A 4,846-nucleotide genomic window follows, 5' to 3' on the forward strand; every position below is an offset into this window, starting at 1 on the left:
CCTCCTTCAAGGAAGGCCTGCGTTGCGGCGCGTAAGTGTTCCACGCGCTCAAAGCCATCATTAAGGGCAAAGGCCTCTCCACCGCCGTCGGCGACGAAGGCGGATTTGCTCCGAACTTCTCAGGCGGAACCGAAGAAGCCCTCGACTCCATCATGCAGGCCATCAAGGATGCCGGATACGAGCCGGGCACGGACGTGACCATCGGCCTCGACTGCGCCTCCTCCGAGTTCTACCAGGACGGCGTTTACAACTATGCCAAGTTCGAAGGCGAATCCGGTGCCAAGCGCTCTTCCGAAGAGCAGGCCACCTACCTCGAAGAGCTGATCTCCAAATACCCGATCGACTCCATCGAAGACGGCATGAACGAAGAAGACTGGGCCGGCTGGAAGATCCTGACCGACAAGATCGGCGACCGCTGCCAGCTCGTGGGCGACGACCTGTTCGTGACCAACGTTGAATATCTTGCGCGCGGCATCAAGGAAGGTTCCGCCAACTCGATCCTCATCAAGGTCAACCAGATCGGCACCCTGACCGAGACCCTCGACGCGATCGAAATGGCCCACAAGGCCGGCTTCACCGCCGTGGTCTCCCACCGTTCGGGCGAAACCGACGACAACACCATCGCCGACATCGCGGTGGCCACCAATGCGGGCCAGATCAAGACCGGATCGCTCAGCCGCTCCGACCGTATTGCCAAGTACAACCAGCTGCTCCGCATCGAGGAAATGCTCGGTTCCGACAGCCGCTACGGCGACGCGTAATTAACGATCCTTCGTTAATGCTGAAAGGCGGCCTTCGGGCCGCCTTTTTTCGTGGGGGGAGATTCCGCAATGCCGTAGCGGCGGAAAGAAACTAAACCAGCGCGGCCAGCAGCTTGTCCAGGTGGCGCTTGAGCTTCGCGGGCGGTTTGTCCATCAGCACGTATTTCCCGTCGGCGCCCAGCTGGGCATAGCTCCGCCAGCCATTGGCTTGGCGCCAGGGGATGGAAACGTTGTCGATCGCGGTTGCGGCGGTTTCGGGATCGAGCCCAAGCTGGCCGCAAGTAAAGATGCAGCGCGCGCGGTCCATCCCGTTGCGCTGCACGGCTTCGAAGGCGAAATATTCGGGCGACTGCCCGTCCATCGGCTTCCCTTTGTCCAGATAGGGATTCGGCGGCGGAGGGAGCCCGGCGGGTTTCATGTTTTCGTGGCCGTATTTATAGAAGCCGCGCAACAGCTGGATCCCCCGGTCAATCGTCTCCGCGTGCTCCGTCAGCTCGATGGGATCGACGCCCGAACGCGCCGCGATCTTCGAATATTCGTCCACGCCATCCACGATGGCCTTCACAACTTGGTCTGCCTGCAATGTATTCATAGGACCGCGCATTCTAAACGTCCTTCTGGCCACCGCAATATTTTCCGGCCGCATTCTTGGCCAACGAATCGGTTGCCCGGCCCTAAAGAAATCGTTATTCTGCATCGATGAATGCGATCTACCCCACATTGGAGGCCTGCTTTCCCCGTTCGGGGGAATACCGCAACGGCCATGGCGGCGGTGCCCTGCGCGAATCCGCCGCCCCCTTCAACCATTTTCCCTACCGCGAGCGGCACCTCCAATGCCTCTGGGCCGATCCGCGCAACCGCCCGGCGGAACTGTCGACCTCCGAGGGCGAGACCGTGACGGTCGAGCATCCCGGCGACTGGAACCTCGAGGCCGGCCCCGACTTCCTGAACGCGGCCCTGCTGATTGGCAAGGAGCGCCGCCGCGTCGTCGGCGATCTTGAAATCCACATCCATCCCAACGGCTGGAAACAGCACGGCCACGCCGACGATCCGCGCTACGAAAACGTCCGCTTCCACGTCGTCTATTTCCAAGGCGCCGAGATCCCCGGTCTGATCCAGATCCCGTTGCAGGACCCCCTCTCGACCGATCCCAAGTTCTCGTTCGAAAACATCGACCTCACCGCCTTCCCCTACTCCATTCCCACCGGCGAGTTTCCCCTGCTCGGAATGGATCCCGACCGGAAGACCCATCTGCTGGAAGCGGCCGGCGAAGAGCGGTTGCGGCTCAAGGCCGAGCGCCTTGCCCTCGCGATGCAGACCAAGGAACCCGAGCAGGTGCTCTGGGAGGAACTGCTCGCCGCGCTCGGCTACAAAAACAACAAGACCCCCTTCCGGCGACTCGCCACCCTGCTGCCGCTCGCCCGCCTCAAAGCGCGGGCCAACTCGCCGGACGAGGCCTATGCCTTGCTGCTTGGCCTGTCGGGCCTCCTCCCGAAAAACCCCGATCCCAAATGGACGCCCGAAACCAAAACCTTCATCCGCCAAGTCTGGGACTTCTGGTGGAAACAGCCCGAGAAACTCCAGGAACCCGCGCTGGACAAAGCCAGCTGGACCCTCGCCGGCATCCGCCCCGCCAACCACCCCGTCCGCCGGCTGATGGCCGCCGCGCACTACGCCTTCCCCCCCCTTCAACTCGTGAACCGCTTCACCCTTTTAACCCAGTTTCCCGCCAACCACTGGCAGACCCACATCGGCTGGAAAACCCGATGCGCGCCCACCGCCCTCGTCGGCCAGACCCGCGCCAACGCCATCGTCACCAATATCCTGGTCCCGTTCAGGGCCGCCACCGGATCAACCGAACCGAATCTGGACAAGTTGCCCGTCGAACCCAGCAACAGCATCATCCGCCAAACCGCCTTCACCCTCTTCGGCCCCGACCATTCCGCCAAGGTCTACCGCTCCGCCCTCGCCCGCCAAGGCCTCATCCAAATCTTCCACGACTATCTCATCACCCATCGGCTCGATGAACTCAAGCAACGGTTTTAGTACCGAAGGGGATTGCCTCCGCAATCCTGGCAGAGTATGTACGGGCGATCATGAAGAACTTTTTCGGCCGCATCCGGCAACTTACCGCAGAAGCGGAAGACACCTCCGTTGAACAGCTCAAGCTCAACACCCGCACGCTTTCCATCTGGGAAGGGAACCTCTGGGCCCTCATGTGGGGGCTGGGCGAGTCCTACATCGGCCCCTACGCCCTCTTTCTCGGAGCCGGCAACATGGTCATGGCCTTCCTCGGCACGGCGCCCGTATTCATCACCTCCATCGCCCAGCTCGTCGGGTCCGGCCTGATCGACCGGGTCGGCCGCCGGATGCCGATCATTCTCGGCGGCATCGCCTTGCAATCGGCCGTCTGGCTCCCGCTGTTCGCGCTGCCGTTGCTGCTGCCCTCCGGCGGGGTGATTGCGCTCGCGGCCTGCGCCGCGCTCTACTTCGCCATTGCCGGGATCGTCGTGCCCTCGTGGATGAGTCTCATCGGCGACGTCGTCGAGCCCGCCGCCCGCGGGCAATACTTTGCCAACCGCTCGCGGCTGGTGATGTACGGCATGGTGGTGGCGCTGCTGCTCGCCGGAATCATCACCAATGCCTGGAAAGGCATCGGCCTCACCGCCGTCGGTTTCGGGCTCGTGTTCGGCATCGCCGCCCTCGCCCGAACCACCAGCATCGCCTTCATGCGGCGGCATTACGACGCCCCGCTGGAGCCCTGCACGCCCAACGACCGCTATTCCTTCTGGAGCTTCCTGGGCGCGACCGAAAACCGCAACTATGCCCGCTTCACCTTCGCCGTTGCCCTCATGAGCGGCACCACCAACATTGCCGGACCCTTTTTCGCCGTCTACATGCTTCGCGACCTGCAGTGGTCCTACCTGCTCTTCACCATCAACACGCTCACCTTCATGCTTGCGCAGACGTTCTTCGTGCGCTGGTGGGGATCCATCGGCGACCGCCACGGCAACCGCTCCGTCTTGCTGGCCACCGGAAGCCTGTTGCCGATCCTGCCGTTGTTCTGGGTCTTTTCCGCCAACTATTTCGTTCTGCTCTTTGCGCAGGTGGTCTCCGGCGCCATCTGGTCCGGCTTCAACCTGGCCGCCGCCAACTTCATCTACGATTCCGTCCCGCAGAACCGGCGCGCCCGCGCCGTCAGCTACTACAGCCTCATCAACGGCCTCTTTTCCGTCATCGGCGCGATGGGCATCGGCGCGTGGCTGGCCACGCACACCCCCTCCGAACTCCATCTGGGCACGGTGCATCTGGCGCTGAGCTCCCCCCTGCCGGTCGTCTTCGTGATCTCCGCCATCACGCGAGCCATCGCCGCCGCCATCATGTTGCCGCAATTCCGCGAAGTGCGCGAGGTCGAGCCGATCTCCACCGCCCGCATCCTCTACCGCCTCGGCATCGGCCAGCCCCTCTTCGGGCAGGTCAACGTCTTCTCGCCCCGCCTGCGGGCCATCGCCGCGTACAACAGGAAAAACAGCGCGCCTCAGCCGACCTCCGACTGATGCCCAAACACCTTGTCCTGGCGGCGGGACGACGAGCCGTAGCTCGCATAGCCGATGCGAGTTCCCGTGGCCCCGAAAACGCGGATCCGATATCCGCGCTACGCCGGTTGCAACAAAAACACCTTGTCCTGGCGGCGGGGACGACGAGTCGTAGCTCGCATATCCGATGCGAGTTCCCGTGCCCCGAAAACGCGGATCCGATATCCGCGCTACGCCGGCTGCAACAAAAACACCTTGTCCTGGCGGCGGGGACGGCGAGTCGTAGCTCGCATATCCGATGCGAGTTCCCGTGGCCCCGAAAACGCGGATCGGATATCCGCGCTACGCCGGCTGCAGCAAAAACACCGGGTCCTGGCGGCGGGGACGACGAGCCGTAGCTCGGATATCCGATGCGAGTTCCCTTGCCCCCGAAAACGCGGATCCGATATCCGCGCTACGCCGGTTGCAGCAGGAACACCGGGTCCTGGCGGCGAGACGACGAGTCGTAGCTCGCATATCCGATGCGAGTTCCCGTGCCCCGAAAACGCG

The 4,846-nt window shown here is 63.1% G+C and carries 3 protein-coding genes and 1 pseudogene; 3 read left to right on the top strand and 1 reads right to left on the bottom strand.

The window, feature by feature from the left end:
• Positions 1 to 761, top strand: a pseudogene (locus ABYO54_RS14080) (phosphopyruvate hydratase); the annotation flags it as partial.
• Between the two features lie 91 nt (positions 762 to 852).
• Here ABYO54_RS14080 and ABYO54_RS14085 read toward each other — a convergent pair.
• A complete protein-coding gene (locus ABYO54_RS14085) occupies positions 853 to 1,353 on the bottom strand; it encodes a hypothetical protein (RefSeq protein ID WP_372808883.1) in 501 nt (166 codons plus the stop codon).
• Positions 1,354 to 1,460: 107 nt separating this feature from the next.
• Here ABYO54_RS14085 and ABYO54_RS14090 point away from each other — a divergent pair, with 107 nt between their 5' ends.
• Entirely contained in the window at positions 1,461 to 2,807 is a 1,347-nt protein-coding gene (locus ABYO54_RS14090) for a DUF2851 family protein (RefSeq protein WP_372808884.1), read from the top strand.
• Positions 2,808 to 2,857: 50 nt separating this feature from the next.
• Entirely contained in the window at positions 2,858 to 4,318 is a 1,461-nt protein-coding gene (locus ABYO54_RS14095) for an MFS transporter (protein WP_372808885.1), read from the top strand.
• The last annotated feature ends 528 nt before the right edge of the window (positions 4,319 to 4,846 follow it).

This window comes from Pontiella sp. (assembly GCF_041622395.1).
Classification (GTDB): Bacteria; Verrucomicrobiota; Kiritimatiellia; order Kiritimatiellales; family Pontiellaceae; genus Pontiella.

What these genes read in the sequence shown, in the direction of transcription:
- ABYO54_RS14095 (WP_372808885.1), top strand. Translation starts at nt 2,858, where the DNA reads ATGAAGAACTTTTTCGGCCGCATCCGGCAACTTACCGCAGAAGCGGAA.
- ABYO54_RS14090 (WP_372808884.1), top strand. Translation starts at nt 1,461, where the DNA reads ATGAATGCGATCTACCCCACATTGGAGGCCTGCTTTCCCCGTTCGGGG.
- ABYO54_RS14085 (WP_372808883.1), bottom strand. Translation starts at nt 1,353, where the DNA reads ATGAATACATTGCAGGCAGACCAAGTTGTGAAGGCCATCGTGGATGGC.